Below are 232 nucleotides of genomic sequence, written 5' to 3' on the forward strand. Positions count from 1 at the left end.
CCGTGAATCATTTACGAACGGAAATACACTTAAACAAATGAGCATACATACTCCGAAGTATACTTTAATTCGGTCCGATGTGTTGTTCACCATTTCACCCCTTTTCACCAACAAGTCCAGTTGGCTTCACTATTAAGAAAAATAGTAACATTAACATATTAATTGCAAGTGATAAATCTGGTATAAAATACGCTGTAAAAGCACCAGCTAATCCAACAATTAAAGAAGCAAT

Annotated in this window: 1 pseudogene; it reads right to left on the minus strand. The window is 34.5% G+C overall.

The features are described from left to right. Positions 1-94: 94 nt before the first annotated feature. Positions 95-232, minus strand: a pseudogene (locus SB717_RS39870) (branched-chain amino acid ABC transporter permease); the annotation flags it as partial.

Source organism: Priestia sp. SIMBA_032, assembly GCF_046535215.1.
GTDB lineage: Bacteria > Bacillota > Bacilli > Bacillales > Bacillaceae_H > Priestia > Priestia aryabhattai.